Genomic DNA, 25,900 nt, shown 5'->3' with positions numbered 1-25,900 from the left:
ATAGTCACCTCGCATAACGGGATAAATTCACTAAAATGCCCAGTGCTGTGAGCATGAGGGTCAATGATGATCCACCGTAACTGATCAGAGGCAATGTAATGCCCGTAACAGGCATCATGCCAATGACAACACCAATGTTAATAATGACCTGTACGGCGACCATACCTACGATACCAACACCAAGCAGACTGCCAAAGGCATCCGGAACGGTCATGGCTACACGCATCCCTCTCCACACCAGCACAAGAAACAACAATAATACAATCATTCCACCTATAAAGCCGAGTTCTTCGGCCAAAATACTAAAAATAAAGTCCGTTTGCGGTTCAGGTACATAACTGTACTTCTGCCGGCTCATACCCAGTCCCAATCCCGCCAGTCCACCAGGACCAATCGCGTATAAGGATTGAATGATCTGATATCCGGCACCCAGCGGATCGGACCACGGGTCCAAAAACGCTGTGATACGCTGCAACCGATAGGGAGCTGCTGCAATCAAAGCTGCAAACCCCGCTACGCCGCCAAGAGCAAGCAGGCTTAGATGTTTCATTCGCGCTCCGGCTGTAAAAATAATAAGCATCGATGCGCCCATCATCACGGTGCCAGTCCCCAAATCAGGTTGCAGCATAATAATCCCAAAAGCCAAACCGATCAATCCCAGCGGTGGAAGAAGCCCCTTTGTGAAGGTTTTGATTTTGCCCGGTTCCTTGCTCAGCCAGTGAGCGAGAAACAGAATCATGCCCAGCTTCATAAATTCTGAGGGCTGAATACCGAACGAACCAATGCCCAGCCAACTTCGTGCACCACCGCGAACCACACCGATTCCAGGAATGAGCACCGCAATGAGCATAATAAAACAGGCAATCAATATAGGCTTGGCATATTTCCTCCACACCCGGTAGTCTACGTTAGCAGTTACGAACATGGCCACAAGCCCAAGCACCGCAAACAGGGCCTGTCTTTTTACAAAATAAAATGAATCGCCATAGTCATGAAAGGCAAGCACCGAGCCCGCACTATATACCATAATAATGCCGATGGCAAGCAATGCCAAAATACAAATCAGCAACCAGATATCTGGTGCCGGTCGCGTCTGTTTCATCAGGAGGCCACCCCTTGCATGGAAGTAGGGGCTTTTCCACCCCCCTACTTACAAGTTATGCGCCGCCTCTTTAAAAATGCGTCCCCGCTCTTCATAGGAAGCAAACATGTCCCAACTTGCACATGCCGGGGATAACAAAACGACATCACCGGCACTGGCAAGCTTCGATGCTTCCTGCACAGCAACGGTTAACGTCCGGGCAGCGTCCTCCTCATTATCGACGACCTTAATTTGCTTTAATCCGGCAAGTTCCGCGACCTTGGCAATTTTTGTCCGTGTCTCTCCAATTGCAACGACAGCTTTTACCCGTTCCTGGAACAAGGGTAACAACTCCATCATGTCTGACCCACGATCCAACCCTCCAGCAATTAATACGACCGGTTCCTTGAACGAATTCAGGGCCATAACCGTAGCTTTCGAATTGGTCGCTTTGGAGTTGTTGTAGTACGCAGAGCCATTATGCTCTAGAACGTATTCAAGTCGGTGTTCAACCGCCTTGAAATCTGCAAGCGGAGCAGCCAGCACTGCTGGATCAGCTCCTGCCGCTACGGCAATGGCCACAGCGGCCATTGCATTTTCCACATTGAATCGTCCAGCGATGCCAATGTTCTCGATGTCAATAATGGTGTGGTGATTTCCCTTTTCATCCGCGTAGATCATCTGACGCTTCACATCATCCTCTTCTCCATCCACATAAGGAGGATCTGCATATACACCTACGTCCAACTTCTCAATCATTGAGAAGGGAAGCAATCTGCCTTTGATGTAAGGAACTAGACCACGACATACCGCATCATCCCAATTCAGAATGGCCACGTCGTCAGGTTGCTGATTTGCGAACAGTTTGGCTTTGGAAGCCACATAATCATCCAGATCCCCGTGATAGTCTAGATGCGTCTCTGCAACGTTAAGCAAGCTGGCAATCCGGGGACGGAAATCAACCGTTCCTTTGAGTTGGAAACTGCTAAGCTCAACAACCATCCAGTTATCTGGAGAAGCTTGTTCTGCCGCTTCACAGAGAGGTGTTCCGATATTACCGGCAACGATCGGGTTGAGGCCGGCATGTTCCAACATTTCCCCCACCCAAGTGGTGGTTGTTGTTTTACCGTTGGAGCCCGTAATCCCGATCATGGGTGCAGCACATAGATGATAAGCAACCTCTACTTCGGTCACCACTTCAATGCCCAATGCCAGAGCTTGCTGCACAGGAGCTGCATGGTATGGGATACCCGGGTTTTTGACAACCAGCTTCACACCGCTGTGAATCAGATCATCCGGATGTCCTCCGCATACAACAGAAATTCCCAAAGCCTCCAATTCGGAAGCTTCGGGACATTGATCTCTCTCTTTTTTATCATTTACTGTAACCTTCGCTCCGGCGCGATCCAGCACTTTGGCGACCTGTACGCCGCTTTTGGCCAATCCGAGCACGACTACTTGTTGTCCGCGATATGATTCAGGATGATTCATGATCTACAACCCCTTGTTGAGATAAAGTCCAAGAGCGGCCAGAATTGCGCCTACCGCCCAAAAGGTAATAACAACCCGCCATTCTGACCAACCACTTAATTCAAAGTGATGGTGAATGGGGCTCATTTTGAATACACGCTTGCCGCGAGTCTTGAAAGATACCACTTGAATGATGACAGACAAGATCTCGATAACAAAAATACCACCAATGATGACAAAAAGAAGCTCTGTTTTGGTTACAATGGCTACCGCACCAATCGCACCGCCAATACCCAGAGAACCGGTGTCTCCCATAAACACTTTGGCCGGATGTGCATTGTATACCAGAAAACCGAGTACGGCTCCGATCATCGCTGCTGCACACACGGCTGCCGGCATCGACGTGGCTTGCATCGCCACAATGGCAAACGCGCCAAAGGCAATAGCACTTACCCCTGACAGCAAACCATCCAGACCGTCGGTAAAGTTAACCGCATTGGTAATGGCAAGCATCATGAATACAACAAACGGATAATAGAACCATCCGGTCCAGTCAAACGAGAATGACGTACCCGGAATAGAGATGGCTGTGCTGTGTCCATTCTGGATCAGCAAGAAACACATCACTGCACTGAAGAACAATTGGCCCAGCATTTTTTGTCTGGCCGTCAGTCCCAGCGAACGTTTGAACACAATTTTGATGTAATCATCAAGGAAACCTATAAGCCCGAATCCCAGCGTAGCCACAAGCAAGACATAAAAGTCTGTATTTTTGACTGCCGAAAATTTCAAAAAGGCCAATGTGAACGCAACTAAAATGACGACTCCACCCATTGTAGGTGTTCCGCTTTTTTTCAAATGGCTCTGAGGCCCATCTTCCCTAACCTGCTGTCCGAATTTCATTCGACGTAACAGCGGAATCAGGAGCGGTGCGGCAATCACCGCCAGAATAAATGAAACACCGATTGTTAACAGTAATACCTGAAAATCCATGGGTTCACCCCTCTAGTCTACTCGATTCTGTAATGGTGCTATCTGTAATGCTTCGACCACGTCCTCCAGCTTCATGCCTCTTGAGGCTTTGAACAAGATAACGTCTCTGGGATGTAGTTTCTCCAGTAGATAACGGGTCATTTCTTCTTTATCTATAAAAGCATGCACAGCCTCTGCCGGCATATGCTTTCTTGCTCCTTCAGCAATATGTGCTGATAGCGGGCCATATACGAGCACCATGTCCATTTTGGCAGATGTAATATACTCACCAATTCCAAGATGCAGATCCTGCTCCTGAGGACCGAGTTCAAGCATATCACCAAGCACAGCCACTTTCATGCGATATCCTTTCAGACCTTCTAGTACATCGATTGCGGCCTTCATGGAGGTTGGACTTGCATTGTATGCATCATTCAGCAGGGTTAGACCACTAACGCCTTGAGTAACCTCAATACGCATGCCTGTCAGTTTCAAGCGAGACAATCCCGCGGCAATCTGCTCAGTCGTCACTTTGAAATGACGGGCTACAGCCAAAGCAGCCAGACAGTTAACAACATTATGCGTTCCCAGCAGAGGTAGCGTAAATGCATGTTCTCCAAACTGTTTGGTGGTGAAAACTACGCCGTTCTGCGCATTCATAAGTCCAGTAGGATAGTCATCATTATCGGTTTGCAGACCAAATGTAAACCGCTGCAATCCATCGGGTTGTTTCGTTGCGGGCTCTTCAAGGACTTGTGCAATTAAAGGCTCGTCTCCGTTGTAGATCAGTAACCCGCCAGGCTTCAATCCCGCGGCAATCTCGGCTTTGGCTCTGGCAATCTCCAATCTGGACCCCAGCTGAAGCAGATGAGATTCACCAATATTGGTTATAATCGCTACATCTGGCTGAGCAATAACTGACAAATCGTTAATTTCCCCGCGACCACTCATACCCATCTCCAAAATGATAATCTCGGTATCCGGGTCCATGCTTAGTACAGTCAGCGGTAAACCAATGTGATTATTGAAGTTGCCTTGCGTCTTATGCACTTTAAAAGTCGTTGAGAGAATGGCATCAACGATGTCCTTTGTTGTTGTCTTGCCGTTGCTGCCTGTAATGCCGACTACAGCCGCTTTATTCTCCGTGAGATAAGCAGATGCGAGTGCTTGCAGTGCGACAAGTGTGTCGTCAACAACAATGACAGCTCCTTGTGGCGGAATACCATGATCCTTTTGCCAGATCGCGCCTGCTGCCCTCTTCTCTAGACAGGCTTGCACGAATTCGTGTCCGTCAAACCTTTCACCCACTAGCGGGATAAACAAACTGCCTTCCAGAGGTTTACGCGAATCGGTAAACACCCCTTCAACCATTACATTGCCATGAGCGGCAACGTCACTTAATGTTCCTCCACACATCTCGGCCAATTGTGCCAATGTTCTTTTTATCAATTGGATTTGCCCCTTATCGCTTCTTTGGCTATGATTCGGTCATCAAAATCGGTTTTGGTTGTGCCGATAATCTGATAGGTCTCGTGACCCTTGCCCGCAATCAATACTACATCGGCTGGGCTTGCCATTTCAATAGCTTCATGAATCGCCTGGCGTCGATCCACAATCATCGTATAACGTTCAGCAGGAACGGATTCTTCAATCAGGCCCTGTTCAATGTCTTTGAGAATCAGATCCGGATCTTCTGTCCGTGGATTATCGGAAGTAACCAGTACAAAATCACTATAATTCGCAGCAATTTTCCCCATGAGAGGGCGTTTGGTACGGTCCCTGTCACCACCACAGCCAAACACGCAAATTACACGTCCTTCGGCAAATTCTTTCACCGTCCGCAGCACATTCTCCAGTCCATCCGGTGTATGGGCATAATCGACAATAACAGCAAATGGCTGTCCTTCGTCCACTCCTTCAACACGTCCATCCACGCCCGGAACCGTCTCCAGACTGCGCTTGATCTCTTCCAGCGGAATACCTTCCACCAGCGCTGCAGAGATTGCTGCCATTGCATTGTACACATTGAATTTGCCTACCATGCGCAATCGAATATCCACGCTGCCTGCAAATGTATCCACGTGGAAAGAAGTTCCCTGAGACGTGATTGAGATTTGGGATGCGCGTACATCCGCCTTTTCACCCATGCCATATGTAATCACTTCAGCCGCCGTCACAGAGATGAAATAAGCCGCAGCCGGATCATCTGCATTGATGACAGCGAATTTACGCTGTGAAACATCTTCTGTATAACCGTTACCCAGACGTGCAAAGAACAATCCTTTGGCCCCGCGATATTCCTCCATGGAATGGTGGTAGTCCAGATGATCTTGCGTCAGGTTAGTAAATACCGCAGTACGGAAATTTGTTCCCTTTACTCGCCCTTGTTCCAATGCGTGAGAAGAAACTTCCATAACACAACAGTCCGTACCCTTCTGAACCATATCATGCAGACTACGCTGCAGATCAAGCGCCTCTGGTGTCGTTCCTGACATCGGGTAGGTGCGACCGTCATACCGCATTTGAATAGTACCGATCAATCCCGTCTTGCGTCCGTAATCACTCATGATTTTTTCAATCAAATAGGTGGTCGTTGTTTTTCCGTTCGTTCCCGTTACACCAATCATATTCATCTTCTGGCTTGGCGAGTCAAAAAAGAAATCTGCCAGAACAGCCATCGCAAATCGGCTATCCTTCACCAGCAATTGTGGCACAGGAAGATCCAGCTGCCGTTCAACCACCAATGCAACTGCACCAGCATTTACAGCTTTTTCTGCATAATCATGACCATCTACCGTATGTCCCGGAAGACAGATAAACAGATCACCCGGTTTTACCTGCCGGGAATCTGTCTGAAGGTTTTGGCATTCTGTATTTGATTCGCCCACGAGGCGGGCGGTGGTCAGCATCGATGCAAATTGTTTTAAAAGCACATGAATAACCTCACTTTTCCAAATATACTTCTGTTTTAACATATGTCTGTATTTATTAATATCGTCAATACAACCCAATAATGAAACGCACTTGGATGAATTTTGTTGCGCTAGAAGCCTCAAACTACCCCTAAGCCCTGTTATTCATCCTTTGTGTGATCATGTGCATCATTCAGTACATCCCCCATATAAATGCGGATGGTTGATCCCTGATCTACCCTCGCCCCAGGTTTGGGTGCCTGATTAATCACGTATTTACCACTGCCAGACTTCGCCAGCATAAAATTCATGTTCAGGTCTTCGTACAGATCTTCAACAGTAGCTCCTGTCAGGTCTGGAACTGTCACGATTTTGGTTTCACCATACTTGTATTCTTTGGCGACCTGATCCTTCCGAACAGGTACATTCATATAATGCAAAGCATCTTCAAGGATGTTCTGCACAATCGGGGCGGCAACCACACCTCCGAACTGAATTCCTTTGGGATTATCAACAGCGGTATAGACCACAATCTGTGGGTCATCTGCCGGTGCAAATCCGATAAAGGATACGATATGCTCTGTTGAGGAATAACGTCCATTGATAACCTTCTGGGCTGTACCTGTTTTGCCACCGACCCGGTATCCATCAATGAATGCCGGACGCCCGGTACCTTTTGCGACAACACTCTCGAGGGCTTCACGTACTTGTTTGGATGTATTCTCCGAGATCACCTGACGAACCAGTTCCGGTTTGGCTTCTTCCATGACTTCTCCGGTGACCGGATGGACCCACGCCTTCGTAACATAAGGCTTGTAAAGTTTACCCCCATTGATGGCGGCTGACACAGCTGCTACTTGCTGAATGGGTGTTACGGATACACCTTGACCAAAAGCAGTCGTTGCAAGCTCGACAGGCCCCACTCTGGACAGTTTGAACAGAATCCCACTGGCTTCTCCACTGAGGTCGATCCCTGTTTTGGTACCGAAGCCAAAGTCTTTAATATAGGAGAAGAGCGATTCTTTGCCCAGCCTCTGCCCCAAAGCCACAAAGCCCGGGTTACATGAGTTCTCCACAACTTGTAAGAAGGTCTGACTTCCGTGGCCGCCCTTTTTCCAGCAACGCAGACGAGCTCCACCAACCTCAACATATCCGGGATCAAAAAATTGATCCTGTTGCAGATTGACCTTTTTCTCTTCAAGCGCTGCTGCCAAGGTAATAATCTTAAATGTGGAGCCCGGCTCGTAGGTCATCCAGATCGGTAAATTCCGATTGTATATCTCCGCGGGATATTGCTGATAATCGGCAGGTTCGTATCCCGGCCTGCTGGACATCCCCAAAATTTCACCCGTTTTGGGATTCATCGCTATGGCCAATGCTGAGTTCGCCTGGAACTTCACCATGGCCTGATCCAGTTCTCTCTCCATGATAGACTGAATGGATTTATCAATGGTCAGCTTGAGGTTAAGGCCGTCCTTCGGTTCCACATACTTCTCGGATGAGCCCGGCATTAGCCTTCCGGCCGCATCGGACAAGTAGGACACACTGCCATTCAAACCATTCAGCTTATCATCATACTTCTTCTCGACACCCGTTAAGCCCTGATTATCAATGCCCGTAAAACCAAGAATATGGGCAGCCAAATCATCATAAGGATAAAAACGTTTATTGTCCTCAGCAACAACGATACCCGGAAGCTTCAAATCACGGATGCGCTGAGCTTTCTCCATCGTAATTTTGCGGCCGCCGGGTTGTAGTCTTACAATGAGTTCTCGTTTCTTGATGGTTGCAAGCACTTTTTCTTCCGTCATCCCAAGCAATGGGGCCAACGCTTTAGCTGTCGTTTCAGCTTCTTTAACCTGAGCCGGAATGGCCATAATGGTCGGTGTTGTCACATTATAGGCCAGAGAGGTTCCATTTCGATCCAGGATCTCCCCCCGCTTGGCGGAGTAAGGAATATTACGCCGCCAGGATTCTTCTGCTTTTGCTGACAATTCAGGGCCTTCCCCGAGCTGTACATAAGCAAGCCTGATCATCAGGGCCGAAAATAACAAAACTAAAATCATTAAACTCCATAGCAACCTGCGCCGCAGATTTACGCTTGATCCCTTCACGAAAAGATCCCCCCACTCGTCCCAAAATCATGACATTCGTTCCATTCATGAATATTCAGGACAACCGGGGGTTAGAACAAGCTGTCAGAGCTCCCTAAGGAAGCGAAGCTCCGTTTGTGGCTGGATCATCAGAAGATTCGGATTCATTGGCAGAAGCCTTGTTGTTATCTGTTTCATCTGTTTCATCTGTTTCATCTGTTTCATCTGTTTCGTCTGTTCCGTCGGTTTTACCTTCTCCGCCCGAAGGCTCTTGTTCCTTCACTTCAGCTTCTGACGACGGATCAGATGAGATTGGAGCCTCATCTGCTATACCTGTCACTGCAGCTTTGGCAGTTTGCAAGTTCAACTGTACAGTTCTCTGCTCACCTGCGACCTGCTCGGTTTGCTTCACGACATAACCCTCACCCTTGACCGTAACCCCCACCTTCATGAGAGAAAGTACTTCAAGGGCATCACGGAGAGATTCACCTGTTAGATCGGGAATCTTCATCTTGCTGCTTTCTTCCGTTAGCAGATAGATTCGTTGGCCTGGATTCATAGAGGCGCCAGCAACCGGATACTGCCGAATTACATTATCACCTTGACCAAGTGTCACATAAGCAATACCCGCGCTTAGAAGCTGGCTTCTGGCCTGTTTGGCTGTCTTGCCACTCAAGTCAGGCGCCTTGGCTTGCACGACAGAGACTTCTTTTGACTTTTTGTCAGGAGTTTTGGCTGTATCTTTGGGTATTCCCATGTATTGAAGAGTCTGGCTGACAATCTTTTTGAACACCGGGGCAGCTGCGGTTCCTCCCCCAATGTTGGTTCCATCCGGTTGGTCAATGACAACAAGTATAGCAATCTTCGGATTATTCACGGGCGCGAATCCAATAAACGATACAACGTCTTTCGACTTGCTGTATGCTCCGTTAACAACCTTTCTTGCCGTACCTGTCTTACCAGCTACACGGTAACCTTCAATATAGGCGTTACGACCGGTACCAATCGTTTGGTCTGCAACTACTTGTTCCAGATAACCGCTCACCAGTTTGGAAGATTCCTTGGAAATCACCTGACGAACAACTTTAGGTTTGATCACTTCCGTTGTCCCATCATTCGGGTTCTTGATCTCCTTCACCAGATGTGGCTCCAGCAATTTGCCGCCGTTGGCAATCGCAGAGATGGCTGCGACCTGTTGAATTGGTGTTACCTGTACAAGACCATGACCATAGGCTGCCGTGGCAATCTCGGATTTGTAAACCAGTGGCTTGATCGGGGACGCTGCCTCATTTGGCAAATCAATACCCGTCTTTTTGCCGAAACCGAATTCGTCTATGTAATGACGCAGACGTTCACCGCCAAGCATGTTGTAACCCAAGTTAACAAAAGCAATGTTACTTGACCGTTTGACACCTTCGAGATACGAGATCCAACCATAGGCATGACCATTATCACTAATTGGGAAACCACCAATATACATGCGTTTGGATTCAAAACTTGCATTGGGATCAAAGAGTTTTTCTTCTACAGCCCCTGCTAGCGTAACTATTTTAAATGTACTACCTGGCTCATAGATAGATTGAGTAGCATGGTTGATAAAATTCTTTTGATCAGGTGTACTTCCATACGTATTCGGGTTAAAGGTTGGCCAGTTCGCCATCCCCAGAATCTCCATTGTGTTTGGGTCCGCTGCAATGACCGTCATGCTCAGTGGATTATACTTGGCAACCGCTTCTTTCATTGCATCCTCAATGTAGAACTGGATCGTATCATCGATGGTCAGCGTTAGGTTCTTACCGTTCTGAGGTGGCAGATAGTTATCCTGTGAATCCGGAAGTTTAATGCCTTTGGCATCCTTCTGATAATTCAGATATCCATCTGTACCTGTCAGTGCTTCATCATATGAGACTTCAAGTCCATTTACAGCTTTCCCATCACGGCTCATATATCCCAAGAGATGAGAAGCAAGTGTTTCTTCAGGGTAAAAACGCTTCGACTCTTGAGCCATGACAATTGCATTACGAGCCTTGTATTCTTCTTGTAATTCCTCACGCAGTTCGTTGACTTTTTCCGCAAGCTCAGGACTTATCTTATATCCTTCACTGCGTACTTCACGTTGCTGATAGAACTTGCCATCTTCCTTTTTGGCTGTGACCAGAGCACGCATTTCACTCTCATTTTTTCCAAGAAGGGAAGAGAGCTTCTCCGTAACAACATCCTGAATTCCGAGTTCATTAATTAATAACGGATTAACAGAAACCGTATACGCAGGGGAATCGGTAGCCAAAATGTTACCATTTCGATCCGTAATCGTTCCACGTGCAGCCTTAATCGTCTGTTCCCGCTCTACCAAACCGGCCGCCCGTTCCTGCCATACACCGCCATTCACAACTTGAATGAAAAAGATTCGGGTTACGAGTACAAGAAAAAAGAGGGTAATACATCCCCCTATAAGCAACGTGCGCATCTTTATTCTTTTTATCATCGGAACACCTCTTTACTTACTGCTTGCTGTATTGGAGGACGACTCAGTACCAGTTGATTTCGTACTTGTTGAACGAGGTACATAAATGACATCTTTACCGGAAGCTTCAACGTAACCAAGTTGTTTTGCATTTTCGATGACCTGGTTGTTCAATGTTTCTTTTTCCACCTGCAGGTCTGCAATCGTCTTTTCATACCCCTTGATATCCGAAATAGTAGACTGTGCCTGTTTGTTCAGATCATAGATATGAGCATAACGAGACATTAAGGCTCCACCAACAAGGATAACTGCAACCACGGTAATCAGATACAAAATCTTCTCGCGTGCCGGAAGACCCGTACGACGGGTCACCACTTTGGTGGTTTCTTTGTATCGTTGCTGGGTCACACGTTCCTGGGACGCTTTTTCTTTTACAGCGAGATTACCACGTGTATATGCCATACTCCGATTCTCTCCTCCACTCTTGATCTACAATTTCTCGGCTACGCGCAGCTTGGCTGAACGAGCACGTGAATTTTCGGTCAATTCCGTTTCCGTTGGAATCAACGGTTTTCTGTTAACTAAACGCAGGGCCCCCTTGCCGCCGCATACACACAACGGAAAATCGGGTGGACATGTACATTTTTCCAGATAACTGCTGAAAATCTGTTTACATATCCGATCCTCAAGGGAGTGGAAGGTAATAACAGATACACGTCCTCCTGGTGCCAGACAACGAACAGCCTGATGCAAGCCTTCTTCAAACGCGCCCAACTCATCGTTGACGGCAATGCGTAGTGCCTGGAAGCTGCGTTTGGCAGGATGTCCACCAGTACGTCGAGCTGCCGCCGGGATGCCTTCCTTGATCAGTTCCACGAGTTCACCTGTCGTCTCAATGGTAGACTGCGCTCGTTTTCCGACGATAACACGGGCAATTCTTCTCGAAAACTTCTCTTCACCATAGCGATACAAAATTCGAGCAATCTCTTCTTCTGGCCACTCATTCACAATCTCTTTGGCCGTCAGCATTGCATCCTGGTCCATTCGCATATCGAGCGGAGCATCGTGATTGTAACTGAATCCACGTTCTCCTTCATCAAATTGCGGAGATGACACACCCAAGTCGTACAAAATACCGTCGACCTGTGGTGCACCATCCTTCATTGGTACATCCAGATCCTTGAGTACCTGTTCCAGATCTCGAAAATTGGTTTTCACCAATGTTACACGTTCTCCATAAGCAGCGAGCTTCTCGCGAGCATTATCCAAAGCCCAATCATCCTGATCAAGTGCGATCAGACGTCCCCCTGGACCGAGCTTGGAAGCAATCACGGAGCTATGTCCGCCACCGCCTAAAGTGCAGTCCACGTATATACCGTCCTGCTTGATGTTTAATCCCTCTGTTGCCTCTTCTTTGAGTACGGTTATGTGGTGAAACAACCTGCACCCCTCCTGACTTTATAAATCAAAATTAAAATCGACCAGCTTTTCGGCAATGTCGTTGAATGCTTCTTCGGATTGATTGAAATAACTCTCCCATATGCCTTTGCTCCAAATCTCCACCCGGTTCGACACGCCAAGAACAACACAATCCTTGTCCAGCTTGGCATACTCTCTTAAATTGCCCGGCAGATTTACCCTGCCCTGTTTGTCCAGTTCACATTCGGTTGCACCCGAGAAAAAAAACCGGGTAAACGCACGTGCATCAGATTTCATCAATGGCAGTGCTTTGAGCTTCTGTTCCATGACCCCCCACTCCTCCATGGGGTATACGAAAAGACACTGGTCCAAACCCCGTGTGACAACGAAAGACGGTCCCAGAGATTCGCGGAATTTAGCCGGAATGATAACCCGACCCTTATCATCAATGCTATGTTGGAACTCCCCCATAAACATTGGCCCACTCACTCCTCACCCGTTTCTCCCACTTTGCCCCACTTTCCACCACCTAAGCATAATAGATTCGCACAAAAAAATCAAAACCCTTCTTGCATGACTTGATTTTTTAATTTTTCAGCATAAAAAAACGTCCTTGATCCTGTCACTCAGGATCAAAGACGCTTCCCTTAAACGGGCAATCGTATGTCTACCCGCACATGAGCCATATCATCAATAAACCATTCTATACCTATTGAATCATTTCATCAGCTTGTAATTATTGGATAGTGCTTAAAATTTCCAGCTATCTAGGTATTTCTCTTGCTCAGCTGACAAGGAGTCGATGCCAATATTCAGACTTTCAAGTTTATAGCTGGCAACCTGCTGGTCAATATCATAAGGTACATTAACAACGTTTTTACCCAAGTTTTCATAATTCTCACTTACATAACGCAGACCAAGCGCCTGTAGAGCAAATGTCGTATCCATGATTTCGGCAGGGTGACCATCTGCTGCACCCAGGTTCACAAGACGACCTTCTGCAAGAAGGTACATTTTACGACCATCTTTGAAACGATATTCCTCAATGTTGCGACGAACTGTACGAATCGATTCCGAACGTTTGGCCAGTTCAGGTTTATTCACTTCAACATCAAAGTGACCTGCATTACTCAGGATCGCTCCGTCCTTCATTACATCGTAATGCTCACCCGTGATAACATCCTTATTGCCTGTAACTGCGATAAAGAAATCGCCCAATTTGGCGGCTTCCACCATCGTCATGACCCGGAATCCGTCCATGTGTGCTTCTACCGCTTTGATTGGATCGATCTCGGTTACGATCACATTCGCACCAAGACCTTTGGCGCGCATTGCTACCCCTTTACCACACCAGCCATAACCTGCTACCACTACGTTTTTACCAGCGATAACCAAGTTAGTTGTACGAATAATCCCGTCGAATGCAGATTGTCCAGTGCCGTAGCGATTGTCAAACAGATACTTGCAGTATGCGTCATTAACCGCAACCATCGGAAACTTCAATTGGCCTTCTTTCGCCAATGCTTTCAAACGAATAATACCCGTTGTCGTTTCTTCTGCTCCTCCGCGAATTGTTGCTGCTAGGTCCGGGCGCTCTGATGCAATAATGGTTGCAAAGTCTCCACCATCATCAATAATGAGATCAGGCTTCACCTCAAGCGCACGCAGTTGCAGTGATTTGAATTCCGCAGGTTCCGGATTGTACTTCGCATACACCGTAACGCCGTCTTCCACCAATGCTGCGCAAACATCATCTTGTGTAGACAATGGATTGCTATGCGTAATTGTTACTTCTGCACCACCCGCTTGGATCACTTTTGCCAAATAAGCTGTTTTCGCCTCCAGATGAAGACAAATGGCAACCTTCAAACCTTTGAAGGGCAGATCCTGTTCGAACTGGCGACGAATGCGGTTCAGTACCGGCATATGCGCTTCTACCCAATCAATTTTCAGGTGACCCTCTGAAGCGAGTCCCATATCTTTAACAATACTGTTTTGCAATGCAGGTGTAGTCATTTCATAATCCTCCTCGTTTATGTGTTTCTTCTATTATAAAGGGCTCTACAGTGCAATGACCTTGTGCTCTCCAAGGAATTCACTTGAGGCCTTAATCAGTTCATCGATCCACTCGGTGCCATAACGATTCAGGTAAAAGAGTGCATTATGTACTCGTTCCTGTGGTTTGCCCGTTGGGAATAAGGAGTTCTGAATGCCGTTCCAGTGCCTTAGACTCACATTATGTTTATCTTCGATAGCTTTGTGAGTCTGCTGTTTCAGATACTGCATTTGCTCGTTGATTTTACTCAAATTGGTATCGCCAATTCGTTCCAGTCCCGGATGAATCTCCGCGATCTCATCTAGCAAAGGTCCGTACAGATGAAGAAACGCTTCCTGAACCTTGTCAAACTGTTCATCTACCTGGAACGTCTCCTGTTGTGCGAGCCACTGCTCCTTCTTTTCTTCCATATGATATTGAACATCCTGAAAAGAAAGTCCATATTGTTTCATATGTTTGTGATGAATATCTTCCATAATGGTGAAAGACAACCGCGGCAACAAAATGGGCATTTGCAGTCCGAACTGACGGAATGCTTCCCGAGTCAAACCCCAATATGCAATTTCACCTTGCCCCAAAATAACAGCGGCTACAGGCAGCACGGAATCTTGCATTAATGGTCGTGTCAATACATTGTTACTGAAGCGCTCCGGATGTTCTCCCAGTTCCTGTAGCAAACGTTCCTCTGTGAAAGAAACCAAACCTTTGCGATCACTATATAAGCCGTCCTTCAACAACAAGAGCAAACGCGTACCTTCATGAATGTAGAACAGATTGGCTCCATCCTCCGCTACTTCGGCAGGCATAGCATAACCAGCTTGTTGTACCAGCGCAGCACCTTGTGTGTATGCGTTGCGCAGCACTTCATTTTTGCGTATCAACCGCTCAAACACGGGCTGTTCCAACCTGCGTAAATCTGGATCCGATGCATCCATTAGAACAAGTCCACTGCTGGCAAACAAGGCAGATATCATGCGGGCAAATGCATCACTCAGATTTGAACTGGATTGATGGATCTCTGTGATGCATTTCATCAGTCCTGGTTTATGTATCGTATCAGGTAACAGATGTTCCACCTGTTCGAGTACATTCACCCACTGCTGTGTATCCACATGAACATTACTCACAGAATCCCTTCCTGCGAATCGTCCTTGTAACTTGACCTTCTTCATGTCTCCCTGATGATCAGGTAGATATGTGTGGTTAACCTCATCCCAGTCATGGTCTTCACCAGCAATCCAAAATACTGGGACTACCGGGCGTTGAAGTCTTTCTTCCGCTTCACGCGCAGCTGCCACTACACTGGCGGCTTTGTATATGACGAACAGTGGTCCGGTGAGCAGACCGCTCTGCTGTCCTCCTGTAACCACTAGTGCATCTTGTTCTGCAAGACGTGTGATGGACGCATGAACCTCTCCATGGTCGTTCACCCGCTTATTATATATACGTAAATACTCTGCCAGATCACGACGATCAATACGTGTGTTTTCCGATTGGTCCAGCCACTCGGCACGCGCCTGAAGTCCTGATTCCCAGCGAATGTCATACTCGTAAAGGCCACGCGCAGCATCTCTTGAACAGATATAATCTTCTGCAAGTCTTGATCCGCTGCGGAGTGCCTCGGTAATACCGTTCATGAGGTCTGCCTCCTATTCTGCTTCAAAGAGCCTTTCTTGATTGTACCGAATTCAAGGCCGCTTCGTCAAAAGAAAGTGATTAAAATACAAAAAAACCGCCGAACGAGTCGGCGGCTCTTAATACATCAATAATAGCATATCGCTTTAATATTCCTATTATACGTAAGGTTCTGCAACCCAGTGACCTTTGGAAACCTCAATCAATTGAGCATTTTCCAGGTTGTACGGGTCATTTGCAGGACCACCAGATCCATTCTGAATCGGGCTCATATGCTCTTCCGGCAGCAAGATGCGACGTTTGTTTGCTTCCACTTCCGGATCAGGTACAGGGATTGCTGAGAGCAATGTTTTGGTATAAGGGTGGATAGGGTTCGCATACAGTTCTTCACTTTCTGCGAGCTCAACCACTTTACCCATGTACATTACAGCGACACGGTCACTGATATGTTTAACCATCGACAAGTCATGCGCGATAAACAGGTATGTCAAGCCGAGACGTTGCTGAAGTTCTTCAAGCAATTTAACGACCTGCGCCTGAATGGATACATCCAGTGCAGACAATGGCTCATCACAGATGATGAATTTAGGGTCTACAGCAAGTGCACGTGCAATCCCGATCCGTTGTCTTTGACCACCGGAGAATTCATGCGGATAACGAAGAGCATGACTTGGATTCAAACCTACCAGATCAAGCAGTTCCTCCACTCGTCTCTTACGCTCTTTAGAGCTGGAAGCCAGACCATGAATATCGAGGGACTCCCCGATAATATCCATAACATTGAAACGCGGGTTAAGAGATGCATATGGATCTTGGAAGATCATCTGCATATCTTTACGCATTTCTTTCATTTTACGCGGGGACAACTTGTAGATATCCGTTCCGTTAAAGTTAACATTTCCGCCAGTTGGCTCATACAGACGCAGAATGGTACGACCTGTTGTGGATTTACCACAGCCAGACTCGCCTACAACGCCAAGTGTTTCACCTTCAAAGATATCAAAGCTTACGTCATTGACCGCTTTGAGAATGTTACCTTTACCCAAATTAAAGTACTGTTTCAAGTTTTTCACTTGTACCAGAGGCTTATTGCTGCCTTTGATAATACCAGCAGGAGCTGGTTTTTCCTTTTTGGGCTCGTCCAGACGAGGCAAAGCATTCAGCAATTTAATGGTGTATGGATGTTGAGGGTTACTAAAGATTTCAGCAGTTGTTCCTGTTTCAACAACTTCGCCTTCCTTCATAACAACAACACGGTCACACATACCCGCTACGACACCAAGGTCATGCGTAATCAGCATGATCGATGTTCCCAGCTTTTGCTGCATGTCTTTCATGACATCCAGAATTTGAGCCTGAATTGTAACGTCAAGTGCAGTTGTCGGCTCATCCGCAATCAGAAGGGATGGACGACATGCAAGCGCGATCGCAATCATGGCACGCTGACGCATACCACCAGAGAATTGGTGAGGATAATGATTCATGCGAATAGCCGCATTTTTAATACCTACAAGTTCCAGCATCTCCAAAGCCGCTTTATTCGCCGCTTGTTTGGACATGTTCTGATGCTTGCGCAATACTTCGGTAATTTGTTTACCAATTTTAATGGTAGGATTCAAAGAAGTCATTGGATCTTGGAAGATCATACCGATATCTTTACCACGAATCGCTTCCATTTGTTTGTCTGTCTTATTCAGCAGGTCTTGTCCGTGAAAAGTAATTTCTCCGCTTTTGACCTTCGAAGGCGGGGAGGGAATCAATTTCATGATGGTTTGGGCGGTAACACTCTTACCACTACCCGATTCACCTACGATCCCCAGCGTCTCTCCTTTGCCAAGTTCAAAACTCACATGTTTAACGGCATCAAATTCACCAGAACGTGTTGAGAACGACACACTCAGGTCTTTGACAGTTAAAATCGGCTCCATAATCCCACCTCCTGTTTCTATTTACGTAATTTCGGATCGAGTGCGTCACGCAGACCGTCTCCGAGCAAGTTAAATGCAAGCATTGTAAGAACCATTAGACCTGCTGGGAACCACATCCGCCACGGGAATAGCGTCCAGCCTGTAAGTGCATCATTGATCATAGAACCAAGTGAAGATCTTGGTGCTGATACACCCAATCCAAGGAAGCTCAGGAACGCTTCAGCAAAGATTGCATTTGGAATAGACAATGTCAATGTTACAAGAATCGGTCCTATTGCATTGGGCAGCAAATGACGGAACAATTGACGCCCTGTGCTTGCTCCCATGGACCTTGCAGCAAGAATAAAGTCTCTGTTTTTGAGTTGCATAATCTCACCACGCACAATCCATGACATGCTGATCCAGCCTGTGATGGTGAGGGCAATGATAATCGTTGTCAGACTTGGTTCCAGTACAACCAGCAACAAAATTACAACAAGCATGTACGGCAAGGAGTAGAGGATTTCGGAAAACTTGTTCATAATTCCATCTACACGTCCACCGTAGAAACCCATGATCGCTCCATAAATAACCCCGATAACAAGGTCAATCAAGGCTGCGGCCAAACCTACAGTAAGGGATACACGTGCTCCTACCCAAGTTCTTACCCACACGTCACGACCAAGCTCGTCCGTACCGAACCAGTGCTCCGCACTCGGCGCTGCATTGGCATTCAACAAATCATTGGAATAATAATTATAACTTGTAAACAAAGAAGTTGGACCAATCAAAGAGAAAATCACGACAAGAACCAATACACCCAGACTTATCATAGCAGCCTTATTGGTTGCAAGTCTGTACATGGCATCTTTAAAAAGGGATACACTTTCTTGCGGTTTTACCGCTGCCTGACTAGTCAGGTTCGTGTTCGCCGTTTCATTCTTTTTATTATTCGTGCCAGACAACGTTATGCCCCCTTCCGGCTTTCCAGCTTAATTCTAGGATCAATCAGCACGTAAGCGATATCCGTAAAGAAACGAGCCAACATCAGGAGGATACCATAGAAAATTGTAATCCCCATGATCATAGTGTAATCACGGTTTGTGATACTCTCTACGAATACTTTACCAATTCCCCCGATGTTAAAGATCTGTTCAATTACAACGGAACCTGTGATGATATTCGCTGTCATTGGACCAACATAAGTTACTACTGGTAGAATACCGTTTCTTACAACGTGTTTAAACATAATTGCAGGCCATTTCAGACCTTTGGCTTTAGCTGTTTTGATATAATCTGCATGTAAGACTTCAAGCATGCTCGAACGCGTCAAACGAGCGATAAAAGCAATCGGAGATGCAGATAGCGCTGCAACCGGAAGAACGTAATCCAATGGACCATCAAAGCCCATAACGTTAAACCAGCCTAATTTAGTAGCAAAGAGATACTGCAATAGTGACGCAAGCAAGAAGCTCGGAACAGCTATACCTATAACAGCGAGGATCATCGTGATATCATCAATGAGTTTACGATGGTAAACTGCAGCAATAAGCCCCAGCAAAACACCCACGATAATGGAGATAACAATTGCAAACACTCCAAGCTTCAGCGAAGCGGTGAATGTTTCGCCGATCATTCCGGCTACATCTCGATTGAGATATTTCATTGAGACTCCGAAATCTCCCTTAAGGATTCCACCCATATACTTCAGGTATTGTTCATACATCGGTTTGTCCAATCCATACTTCTGTTCCAGCAAAATCCGAATTTCAGGCGATACTTTTTTCTCGGATGTAAAAGGGTCACCCGGAATAGCCTTCATCAGGAAGAAGGTTGCAGATGCGAGTATGAAAAGCGATAGCAGCATAAATAATAGTTTTTTCAACACATACTTAACCAACCCTTGCACACCTCCACAAACAATATTTTGTATACAAATCGATTGTAGAATTAGACAGAAATAAAGTCCAATCCATTTATCGGAAATTTCAAGAATTATAAGGAAAATCGGTGCACATACAAAAAATCGGGATATATATGGAATTCCACATATATATCCCGAAGTATTCATATTAGACTTCAGAACAACTTATTTCTCTTCCAGATATGCACGCGTGAAGTCAATAGCTCCACTGAAATCAAGTTGTACGCCTTTCAGGTAAGGCTTGGTCAAAGATACGTTAGTGTAGTAATAGATTGGCATAACGCCCATTTCATCTTGAATCAGGATTTTCTCAGCGTCAGCAAATGCAGCCATACGTGCAGCTGGATCAGCAGATTTTACAGTGTCTTTAACATCTTTGTCATACTGTTCGTTGCTGAATTTGGAATCATTGTTTGTGTTTCCAGTAGTCCACATTTCCAAGAAGTTGTATGGATCGTTGTAGTCAGCAGACCAACCTGCACGAGCTACTTGGAAGTTTTGGTTTTGACGGTTCTCAAGGAATACGCCCCACTCTTGGTTTTCTGTTTTCACATCAACACCAAGATTTTGTTTCCACATGTCAGCAACCGCCAAAGCGATTTTCGCGTGACCATCACTAGTGTTGTAGATCAACGTAACAGCTGGCAATGTTGTGTAACCTTCTTCTTTCATACCTTCAGCAAGCAATGCTTTAGCTTCTTCCACATTTTCTGTGAAGTAATCGTCTTTGTGCTCATCACGGAATTCGCCGTTTTCACCACGGATACCTGGAGGTACAAAGCCGAATGCTGGAATTTGTCCACCTTGTGTAACTTTGTCAACAATCAGCTGACGTTGAATTGCCATTGCAAATGCTTTACGGATTTTAACGTTGTTAAATGGTGCTTCGTTTACGTTGAACTGATAGTAGTACGTACTTGCAATACCAGTAGCTTTGAACTCGTCCGGCAATTCCGCTTTTACAGAAGGAATTTGGTCGGATGGAATTTCACCGTTAGGTGCACCAGTGTAGTCCAATTGTCCTGATTTGTAAGCTTGCAGTTCGGAAGCACTGCTGTTCGTCAGAGACATATCGATTTCAGCCAATTTAATATCGGCAGCTGCATGGTAACCATCGTTTTTCTTCACAACAATTTTTTGACCTTTGGAGTATTGATCCATTACAAATGGTCCGTTAACGATCATGTTTTTGTAGTCTGTGAAGAATTTGTCATTTGTGTCAGCAGATGCATGTACTGGGTAGTACGTGTAGAATGCTGTCAGACCCAAGAAGTAAGGTGTTGGGTTTTCCAACGTTACTTCCAATGTGTGCTCATCAGTAGCTTTAACGCCTACTTGTGAGAAATCTGTGACTTTAGTACCTTTGTATGTTTCATCTTTGCTGAGGTTGTAACCTTCAGCGCCTTTAATATAGTACAATTGGTATGCATATGGAGAAGCTGTTTCCGGTTTCAAAGCACGTTCCCAAGAACGAACAAAGTCTTCGGCAGTGATTGCATCACCGTTGCTCCATTTAGCATCCGGGTTCAGGTTGAAAACATATTTCAAACCATCTTCGGAGATTGTCCAGTCTTTAGCTACGCCCGCTTGTTCTTTACCATCAGCATCGATGCGTACAAGACCTTCATACAAGAATTTCAAAACTGTGTTGGTTTGGCTGTCTTTTGCTTGAGCCGGGTCCAACGTAGGAGGTTCAGCTGACAGGTTGATTTTCAGAATTTGATCTTTAGCAAGACCATTTCCTTCGCTTGCAGAACCAGTATCGGTGTTACCTGTGCCTTCGTTTTTCGATCCGCACGCTGCAAGTACGGTACCGAACGCCAAAATCAGCGTCAAAAGGACTAATAGACTTTTCCTTTTCATCTAACACGTTCCCCCTAAATTGATATGGTTTATATGTTTATAGATTATACAACCACCGGTCAAAAAAATCTACATTACTTTTTCAGAAAGTAATGTTTTTTTCAGTTTTCGACAAAATCGACACATTTTTTAGCCCTTTTGCGTTATGTAACCTCACATCTGTTGCATGAAGTATCTAATTAATCCAAATAAAGTAAACAAAACATACCCGAAACTCATAATGATGAAGGCCATGCGCCATACGGCCCGGAACATTCTCCCCCCATCGACCTTCCCCTTTAGTCGATTTTGCGCACCTCCGATGAATCCAAGTGCTAGTAGTATGAGTAATAGTGTCAGATAAAAACCAAAATTCGAATCAAATGTTAAGTTGAATAACGCCGATACTGAAAAAACAAGAAAAAAAGTGGTTACATCCATTGCCATCCGCATGGCGTTCCGTTTGTCTTTTTTCCATACGTACATTCCCCAATAAACAAGAAAGAACGGAAAAAAGGGCAATATGCTCAACACAATAAAAAGTCCCATTAATTCACTCCTTCCGGTTGCATTCCTTCAATCAGATGAAGCAGTATTTCATGTGTAGGTGCAACAAGGTCCAACTTCTGTGCCATTCTTACAATATGACCGTTAATTGACCTCACTTCTGTACCACGTCCAGCGAGAACATCTGCAAGCATGGAGGAAGTATTCGTGGCAGTAGAACGACAGACCGATATAAGTTGATCCCACATATCCTGACCCAAACATATTCCACTTGCAGAGTAGATTAACAATACTTCATCATATAACTGGCGCATTAGCCTCTTTCGTTCTTCCTTGACGATCAGTTCTCCATTAGGGATTCGCCATAGTGCCGTAAGCGGGTTAATGACTGAATTAATCAATAGTTTCCTGTATATCAGCTTATCGATTTCATTCGACACTGTACAGTCAAATCCTGCCTGCTGCAACGATCCCGACAGAGTAAATGTTCTCTCCTTCTCTATAGAGGTAGAAGCTACTATATGTATGTTGTACCTCCCCAGCCTGGTTTCACCTGTACCTGCACGAGTTACCTGACTTTGTGTGCGCTTCGCACCTTCTGTTGTAACCGCACTACACAGAAGCGACTTTGGCAAAGCTGCTTGAAGTTTTGCCAGATGGCCCATCCCATTTTGGAAACAAGCGATATTCAGCACATGATCTTGTAATGGACTAATCTCATGAATGAAATCATCAATGCTTGTCTGCTTAATCATGAGCAGCAACCATTCTCCTGGTGTGTTCTTCCATGTGTCAGCCAGCTCACTTATAGGTTTCGCCTGTATTTGATCCGGTAGAATATGTATCTCCTCGCCACGTTCCACAATGGTTACTCCATTATGGCTGAGGAGGTCAGCCTGAGCTGTTGTTCTCGTCCAAAATCTGACCTGGTTACCTGACGCCAGCAGTTTCCCGCCATACAAAAGACCCAGTGCCCCCGCTCCTACGATGTCAATGATCATATGATGCACTCCTCTCCGCTTCAGTAGTTGCTCTTCTATTATCTATAATAGAACAAAAACACCAAACTAAAAACCCGTCATACCTGCCGTTGTGTAACGGAGGTGTGGCGGGTTCATACCTGACTTTCACAAATCAAATGTCTGAACTTGTTATTCAATTCGTTCCAGATTCCCGTTGGCATCCATCTTGAAACGTGTCTTAAGTTCCTCTTCTTCTTCGGACAAAAATGCGAGTCTGCGAGCCCGATCCATAATCTGAATCAAAGCTTTGTAGTCGTCATTCACCACACGGTAATCCGTCTGTACTTCATTCACTTCCTTGGAGAGACGGTCATTCTCAAGACGTAGTTCAAGCAATTCATCTTCTTTCTCGCGAAGCTCCTTCTCCAGCATCTTGAGTTGACGATTACTCTCCTGCACTGTTCCCTTCCATTGCCGCAGGAAGCGGATTACTGCATCCATCGATAATGAATCGTCTGAGATCCCATCTGATTTGTACAGATGTTCTTCAGTGTCCAGTGTAGACAATGCTGCAACCTGCGGTCCGAGCATAGCTGGCTGCTTTCTGAGATAACTTCGTTTTTGTCGTTGCGCCTTGGCGTTACTGATGGCAGAATCATACTTTTTACGTACACAACTGTTCCAGCGAAAACCGCATGCGGCAGATGTTCTGCCTATTTTTTCGCCCACCTCTTCAAAAGCGGCCAATTGTGTACTGCCTTCCCGAATATGACGCAAAGTAACCTCAGCCAATATCAAATCGTCCTCTGTACTCCAAGCATCCTGTCTCACTGCAGTCATGCTATAATACCCTCCTAACAACATCCTAAAATAACCGTCCGCATTACCGGAAGCCCGGTATGTGAATTAGGTATAAAAGCTGCTTCATTCATTCTTATGCCTCTCATAGAGTTCATAGAATTGATTTCATACTAAAATGTATTTCCACATTCAGGCTTGCTCATACGTGACATACGTAAAACATATCCCTCTATACTTACATTGAGCAAAAAAAGAATTCGCTTTCATATCCAAATTTGTTTACACGTTTTTCCTTTCCCGGTATAATGTTGTGTAGACAATCTATGAACGTACTTAGGAGAGGAGGATTTACCGTGGCACGCATGTTTCGGGTACTCGGGTTCTTCACGCTTGCAATTGGCCTGATGGCTTTTGCGGGAGATCTGGTCGAAATGGCTTTGCTTTTTTTCCTGCAGACTGCGTTTTTTGTCATTTTGGGATACTTGAAATTTACCGAGCGAACGTACATATTGCTCTTCTGGGGTTATATGATCGTAACATTCACGGGGTTCAGCTACTGGACCGTATTCGAAATGGGGTTGCCGCTCTAATCCACCTGCAGCATCAAAGTGATCCGATATCTGTCGGGTTGCTTTTTTGTTGTGTTCAGACTAAATGATTGTTCGTGGTGTTATGTAACCACTAAGGATATTTCACGTATTTGTTTCATATATTGTCTGGAAGACAACAAGCCTGTACGATTGTCATTTAAGAAGTGGAAAGGAGAATGGATAGGTGAATCGTCAATACGGCATTGCCGCCTTTATATTATGCATCATTTTATTCCTCCAGCTACCTTTAGCCCATGCCTATGGAGAGTCTTCCCCTGAGGATACACGTGAGATATTGCAAAAAAGTCTATCTATTGTTGAAATCGATCACGAAATCGAACGCATCGCCGAAAGGCAGAAGCAGCTGGCTCAACAATACGAGACATTATCCGTCCAGCTTCAGGAACAGGAAGAACAGATACATATTCAGCAAGATAGGGCCGGAGCTGTAGTAAGGTCCTACTACACAGGAGAACGAGACAGCCTCCTCATGACCGTCCTGGGAGCCAGGTCATTCAAAGATTTGTTCGTACTGTATGATTATTACCAGATTATTATCGGACGGGATCAGGCTGTGCTGGACAAGTATCAGGACCGTTATCGCAACCTGCAACAGACTTCCACTCAGATTCGTCAGACTACAACAGAATTAACCGAAATGAAGACTAATCTTCAAAACCAGCGGGAACGTGTAGTCACCTTGCAAAAAGAAATGGATGCCCAAATAGCCACCAGCGGAGATGCGGCAGCGATTCAGAAACTGATGGATGAACTGACCCTTTATTGGGAGAATATCGGCATCTATGAGGTGAAACGATATTTCAAAGCATTGGCATCTGCCATGCAGAACCTGCCCGATTTTATCCAAAAACAAAACGGAGGTATATCCACGACTGGAACAACGTATACGATCCGAATTGGGCAGGATGAGCTTAATGCATTTCTACGTTCCCAAAATCCAATCTTTGAAGACTTTGCCTTTCAGTTTAACCAGGATAAGATTATAGCTTCCGGTCAGCGGGATCAATTGCAATTAAGCATTGAAGGACATTATACGGTAGAAAATGAACCTCAAAACTCCATTCGTTTTCATGTGGACAAACTTGTATTCAACCAGCTTGAACTACCAGATACCACTCGCCGAATGCTGGAAAGAGAATTTGACCTTGGGTTCTATCCACAGAAAATCATGTCGTTTGTTAAAGCAACCGATGTTTCAACAAGTGAAGGCGTACTGGAAGTAAAACTAGCTATATCCTTTTAAA

At 45.7% G+C, this 25,900-nt stretch carries 21 protein-coding genes; 2 read left to right on the top strand and 19 right to left on the bottom strand.

Features of this window, described 5'->3' with window-relative positions:
• Positions 1-4 precede the first annotated feature (4 nt).
• From spoVE to BLS69_RS02630, 19 genes are all read right to left on the bottom strand, one after another.
• The gene (gene spoVE, locus BLS69_RS02720; protein WP_091028478.1) at positions 5-1,102 is read right to left on the bottom strand and encodes a stage V sporulation protein E; all 1,098 of its coding nucleotides are present in this window, start codon (positions 1,100-1,102) and stop codon (positions 5-7) included.
• Between the two features lie 48 nt (positions 1,103-1,150).
• A complete protein-coding gene (murD, locus tag BLS69_RS02715) occupies positions 1,151-2,572 on the bottom strand; it encodes a UDP-N-acetylmuramoyl-L-alanine--D-glutamate ligase (protein ID WP_091028476.1) in 1,422 nt (473 codons plus the stop codon).
• 3 nt (positions 2,573-2,575) lie between these two features.
• On the bottom strand, positions 2,576-3,544 hold the full coding sequence (mraY, locus tag BLS69_RS02710; protein ID WP_047843751.1) for a phospho-N-acetylmuramoyl-pentapeptide-transferase: 969 nt from the start codon (positions 3,542-3,544) through the stop codon (positions 2,576-2,578).
• A 12-nt stretch (positions 3,545-3,556) separates the two neighbouring features.
• Positions 3,557-4,969 carry a UDP-N-acetylmuramoyl-tripeptide--D-alanyl-D-alanine ligase gene (gene murF / locus BLS69_RS02705; RefSeq protein ID WP_091034804.1) on the bottom strand — a complete coding sequence of 471 codons (1,413 nt, stop codon included), beginning with the start codon at positions 4,967-4,969 and terminating at the stop codon, positions 3,557-3,559.
• Complete coding sequence (locus BLS69_RS02700; protein ID WP_091034802.1) at positions 4,969-6,456, bottom strand: UDP-N-acetylmuramoyl-L-alanyl-D-glutamate--2,6-diaminopimelate ligase; 1,488 nt, start codon at positions 6,454-6,456, stop codon at positions 4,969-4,971. The genes murF and BLS69_RS02700 overlap by 1 nt, the downstream gene beginning before the upstream one ends.
• 140 nt (positions 6,457-6,596) lie before the next feature.
• Positions 6,597-8,549 (bottom strand): stage V sporulation protein D, encoded by a 1,953-nt coding sequence (locus tag BLS69_RS02695; protein WP_076211545.1) that lies wholly within the window; start codon positions 8,547-8,549, stop codon positions 6,597-6,599.
• 94 nt (positions 8,550-8,643) lie between these two features.
• Positions 8,644-11,013, bottom strand: coding sequence for a penicillin-binding transpeptidase domain-containing protein (locus tag BLS69_RS02690; RefSeq protein ID WP_091028475.1), 2,370 nt, complete (start codon positions 11,011-11,013; stop codon positions 8,644-8,646).
• A 12-nt stretch (positions 11,014-11,025) separates the two neighbouring features.
• On the bottom strand, positions 11,026-11,454 hold the full coding sequence (locus BLS69_RS02685; protein ID WP_076211549.1) for a hypothetical protein: 429 nt from the start codon (positions 11,452-11,454) through the stop codon (positions 11,026-11,028).
• Positions 11,455-11,481: 27 nt separating this feature from the next.
• On the bottom strand, positions 11,482-12,432 hold the full coding sequence (rsmH, locus tag BLS69_RS02680) for a 16S rRNA (cytosine(1402)-N(4))-methyltransferase RsmH (protein WP_091028473.1): 951 nt from the start codon (positions 12,430-12,432) through the stop codon (positions 11,482-11,484).
• 18 nt (positions 12,433-12,450) lie between these two features.
• Positions 12,451-12,888 carry a division/cell wall cluster transcriptional repressor MraZ gene (gene mraZ / locus BLS69_RS02675; RefSeq protein WP_017687291.1) on the bottom strand — a complete coding sequence of 146 codons (438 nt, stop codon included), beginning with the start codon at positions 12,886-12,888 and terminating at the stop codon, positions 12,451-12,453.
• Between the two features lie 273 nt (positions 12,889-13,161).
• The gene (locus tag BLS69_RS02670) at positions 13,162-14,427 is read right to left on the bottom strand and encodes an adenosylhomocysteinase (protein WP_047843755.1); all 1,266 of its coding nucleotides are present in this window, start codon (positions 14,425-14,427) and stop codon (positions 13,162-13,164) included.
• Between the two features lie 45 nt (positions 14,428-14,472).
• Entirely contained in the window at positions 14,473-16,104 is a 1,632-nt protein-coding gene (gene bshC, locus BLS69_RS02665; RefSeq protein ID WP_091028471.1) for a bacillithiol biosynthesis cysteine-adding enzyme BshC, read from the bottom strand.
• Between the two features lie 156 nt (positions 16,105-16,260).
• Complete coding sequence (locus BLS69_RS32840; protein ID WP_091028470.1) at positions 16,261-18,030, bottom strand: ABC transporter ATP-binding protein; 1,770 nt, start codon at positions 18,028-18,030, stop codon at positions 16,261-16,263.
• A gap of 17 nt (positions 18,031-18,047) precedes the next feature.
• Positions 18,048-18,929, bottom strand: a complete 882-nt coding sequence (locus tag BLS69_RS02655) for an ABC transporter permease (RefSeq protein ID WP_371129057.1) — start codon at positions 18,927-18,929, stop codon at positions 18,048-18,050.
• 47 nt (positions 18,930-18,976) lie between these two features.
• Positions 18,977-19,909 carry an ABC transporter permease gene (locus BLS69_RS02650; protein WP_091028468.1) on the bottom strand — a complete coding sequence of 311 codons (933 nt, stop codon included), beginning with the start codon at positions 19,907-19,909 and terminating at the stop codon, positions 18,977-18,979.
• A gap of 189 nt (positions 19,910-20,098) precedes the next feature.
• Entirely contained in the window at positions 20,099-21,796 is a 1,698-nt protein-coding gene (locus BLS69_RS02645) for a peptide ABC transporter substrate-binding protein (RefSeq protein ID WP_091028467.1), read from the bottom strand.
• 153 nt (positions 21,797-21,949) lie between these two features.
• Positions 21,950-22,324 carry a DUF3397 domain-containing protein gene (locus BLS69_RS02640; protein WP_091028465.1) on the bottom strand — a complete coding sequence of 125 codons (375 nt, stop codon included), beginning with the start codon at positions 22,322-22,324 and terminating at the stop codon, positions 21,950-21,952.
• On the bottom strand, positions 22,324-23,283 hold the full coding sequence (locus BLS69_RS02635) for a ketopantoate reductase family protein (protein WP_091028464.1): 960 nt from the start codon (positions 23,281-23,283) through the stop codon (positions 22,324-22,326). Before BLS69_RS02635 ends, BLS69_RS02640 begins: the two co-directional genes overlap by 1 nt.
• Before the next feature lie 150 nt (positions 23,284-23,433).
• Positions 23,434-24,084, bottom strand: coding sequence for an RsfA family transcriptional regulator (locus BLS69_RS02630; protein ID WP_076211575.1), 651 nt, complete (start codon positions 24,082-24,084; stop codon positions 23,434-23,436).
• Positions 24,085-24,398: 314 nt separating this feature from the next.
• Between BLS69_RS02630 and BLS69_RS02625 the strand changes: the two genes are divergently transcribed.
• Together BLS69_RS02625 and BLS69_RS02620 are read left to right on the top strand one after the other, a co-directional pair.
• Entirely contained in the window at positions 24,399-24,635 is a 237-nt protein-coding gene (locus BLS69_RS02625) for a DUF2626 domain-containing protein (RefSeq protein ID WP_017687281.1), read from the top strand.
• A 184-nt stretch (positions 24,636-24,819) separates the two neighbouring features.
• The gene (locus BLS69_RS02620) at positions 24,820-25,899 is read left to right on the top strand and encodes a coiled-coil domain-containing protein (protein WP_091028462.1); all 1,080 of its coding nucleotides are present in this window, start codon (positions 24,820-24,822) and stop codon (positions 25,897-25,899) included.
• Position 25,900 lies beyond the last annotated feature (1 nt).

It is taken from the genome of Paenibacillus sp. CF095, assembly GCF_900101225.1.
In the GTDB taxonomy this organism is placed as follows: Bacteria; Bacillota; Bacilli; order Paenibacillales; family Paenibacillaceae; genus Paenibacillus.
Note: the sequence above shows the minus strand (reverse complement) of the source record. Positions and strands in the feature narration are given on the sequence as shown.